This is a genomic window from Candidatus Neomarinimicrobiota bacterium, from assembly GCA_012964825.1.
Lineage (GTDB): Bacteria > Fidelibacterota > Marinisomatia > Marinisomatales > S15-B10 > UBA2125.
The window spans coordinates 1-3,354 of sequence record DTTI01000025.1; the positions used below are offsets into that span (position 1 = coordinate 1).

Annotated in this window: 3 protein-coding genes; all 3 read left to right on the top strand. The window is 47.5% G+C overall.

The window, feature by feature from the left end; all coding sequences use genetic code 11:
• The first annotated feature begins 1,492 nt into the window (after positions 1-1,492).
• Positions 1,493-2,515, top strand: coding sequence for a hypothetical protein (locus EYO21_01615; protein ID HIB02507.1), 1,023 nt, complete (start codon positions 1,493-1,495; stop codon positions 2,513-2,515).
• A complete protein-coding gene (locus EYO21_01620; protein ID HIB02508.1) occupies positions 2,413-3,117 on the top strand; it encodes a hypothetical protein in 705 nt (234 codons plus the stop codon). The genes EYO21_01615 and EYO21_01620 overlap by 103 nt, the downstream gene beginning before the upstream one ends.
• Positions 3,107-3,354, top strand: a 248-nt coding sequence (locus EYO21_01625; protein ID HIB02509.1) for a hypothetical protein, incomplete at its 3' end; no start/stop codon positions are given. The genes EYO21_01620 and EYO21_01625, both read left to right, overlap by 11 nt.

Below are 3,354 nucleotides of genomic sequence, written 5' to 3' on the forward strand. Positions count from 1 at the left end.
CACATCAAGTCTTACCCTAGATTTTACGTACAATACAGATTTTGCTCAGGTGGAAGCCGATGAAAAACAGATTAACCTTGACCGGTTCAGTCTTTTTTTCCCGGAAAAAAGATCCTTTTTTTTAGAGAATGCCGGTCTTTTTTCCGTAGGTGAGCCAACCTATTATGGACCCGATATTGAAATGTTCTTCAGTAGACGAATCGGTATCGGTCCTGATGGGTCACCAGTGCCCATTTTAGGGGGTGCCCGGTTGACGGGGACTGCTGGCGGATTGAATATTGGTGTTCTCAATATGCAAACTGAGTCTGTTGAAGGAGTTACAGACGGAAACAATTTTTCTGTAGCGCGGCTGAGAAAAGAGCTGCCCAACCGAAGTGCAGTTGGATTCATTGGTACAAACCGTCGAGGGCTGAGAGATAACGGCGATTACAACAGAGCCTGGGCGGTGGATGGCCAGATTGGGATTGGCGAGATCAGTTTGTTTAAGTCATTCATTGCCCAAACAGAAACACCCGGAATTGACAGTGAAGCTTATGCTTACCTCATTGAAGGTGTCCGCGAAAGTAAAAGGCTATTGCTTCAGCTGAGATATACTGAAGTGGGGGAGAACTTTAATCCTGAAATGGGGTTTCTGGAGCGGCATGGCTACCGGAAATGGCTATTCCGAATCCTGAACAGAACTCGCCCAACCGATCTTTTCGGACTCATGGAGATCCGTCCTCACATCACCTACTGGGGATATTGGAGACTTGACGGTTTTCAACAGACGGGATTTCTACATGTGGACAGTCACTGGGAATGGCGGAACGGTTACAGAATTGATACGGGAATTAATTTTCCGATTGAAGGCGTTGAGGAGGCCTTTGAGATTTCAAAAGGTGTGGTCGTACCGGCGGGATCTTATCACCACAGGGAAATTCACATTCGAACCAACACAAACCTTACCAAACCGTTGAGTGTGACTGTTGTTTCCAGGGTTGGTGGCTTTTTCGGCGGAGACCGGCGGCATGTTGATGTCACCGTGAGGTACCGGTTCGGGGACCGGTTTACCTCTGACTTTATTTCGAAGTACAATGATGTCCATCTACCCGGGGGTAATTTTGTGGCCCATCTTTTAAGGGGGAGACTGACCTATGCCTTTTCGCCGAAAGTCTATATTCAGTCACTCTTGCAGTATAATAATCAGACAGATCAGTGGTCCATGAACTGGCGATTTATCTGGCAGCGCTCAGCGGCAACGGGCCTTTACCTTGTTTATAACCAGACTCAGGATTTGGACGGAATGCCTTTGCCAGGTTCAACCCAGTCGGTGGTTATCAAATACAGCCACCTGTTTGATGTACTAAGGTAGTGCATATTATCGAAACGACCCATCTGTGACGCGTGTCACGTCGAGGAAATACGCCTTGCTCCGGATAAAATAAGTCCCTTAGATTATGTATCAATTGGGGAGGATTATGCCTGTCCCCATCAAAATAAATGCGAGTAAAGCATGCCTGAGAAAGAAATCTCCAAACCTTTGATGAATAGAGCAATCAATCTGATGTTGGTTTCACTCCTGCCATTGTTCCTTTTTGGACAGGATTCACGAGAGACTGTGGCTATTTTGGATTTTGAGGGTCGGGGTATTTCCCAGCTTGAAGCGCAAACGCTCACAGACCGTTTCCGAACTTCTTTGGCGAATGCGGGGGCCCTGCGACTGGTAGAGCGGCAGATGATGGAAGAGGTCCTTCAGGAACAGGGTTTCCAGCAGACAGGATGTACAAGCGATGAATGTGCTGTTGAGGTGGGACAACTCCTTGGTGTCCAGAACATGATCGGTGGCGCTATCGGAAGGGTGGGTAGAACATTTACGATTGATATGAGGATGTTCTCGGTACAGACCGGTGAAAATATCCGGACGAAGAGTGTCTCCTATGGTGGGGCAGTGGACGGACTCATCACTGAGATCGAAATTCTAGCCTACGAAATATCCGGACTTAAAGCACCTGACGGTCTTATAGCAAAGAGAAAATCAGGTGTGGTAGCTGTTTCTGCTGTGGCGGTTAAACAAAAAACCCGTATCGGTGCCATGATGCGGTCCATGTTTATTCCAGGTGCCGGTCAGTTCTATTCGGAAAGGAAGCTTTGGGGATACACATGGCTCCTTTCGGAAATTGCTATTGGCGGTGGTATTTATGTGTTTGGAACTGAATATCTCACTGCCTACGATGAATACAACAATGCTATCGATTTATATAATGGTGCAGAAAATGTGGAAGATATCGAGATGTATAAGGACGAAGCTCAGATGCATCATGAAACTATGGACAATGCTGCCACGCAGGCAGAGACCCTCGCCTATGCCGCTGCGGGTATCTGGGCTGCCAACGTTATCCATGCGTTGATCACCGGGCCGAAGAAAGATAATGGATCAAGCGAGGAGACCTCAAACAGAGATCTCCCCTTCCGCCTGGCGTACGATCCTGGTTCCGGCGCTACGCTCATGAAGCTCTCCATACCGTTGAGGCGTTAGACATTAGTTATTTGTTAGACGGTAGACGTTACACGTTACACGTTTTACGGGCCGGATTTGCAAGGTCTTGTGGGCATTATCTAACAATTCTCCTCTTGCTGGGACTTTTTCTTAGTTGTGAGGTGCCCACGGAGGCGTATGATAACCCTCTGGATGAAGAGGTAGCAGCGGAGAAGGGCATTGACACGCCGGCGCTGGTATTCTTTCCTGACAAATTTGACGACATCACCGCCGGTAGCAGCATCAGTGTTAAGCTCTATGCCCTTGAGGTTGTCGGTGTGGCGGGAGCCCACATTCAGATAGAATACGAGCAGGACAAAGTTTCTATCAGTTCTGTAAATGCTGGTGATTTCTTCAATCCACAGTCAGGCTTATTCATCGATGACAACCCTGAGGTAGGCCTTCTGAGCATTTACACGTCATTTCTGGGGAGTGATAGTACCACTGTCTCAGGGACGGGCAATATAGCCACACTTGTCCTGAGTACTATTACTGCCGGTCAGTCTTTCATTAAGTATACTTCAGACAGTGAACTTGTGGATGCCGAAGACAATGCTGTGGTGCTGAACGGGCTGGGGCAGGGAGAGATCAATGTGCAGTAATAAGCATTGGCTTAATAACCTCTTTATTCTTGTATTGATGCTGCTGCCCATGGTTTCCTACGGTCAGTCATATAACCAATCGTTGGTGATTGACGGGAAGCTTTATCTTTATACCAGTGCTTGGGACAACACCACCCAAACCTCTTCGAACAAATTGTGGGTTTATGATGGGTCAAGTTCACCCACTGTCATCAAGGATTTTGGCACTGAAAATATTAATAACCTCCAGAGTGTGGG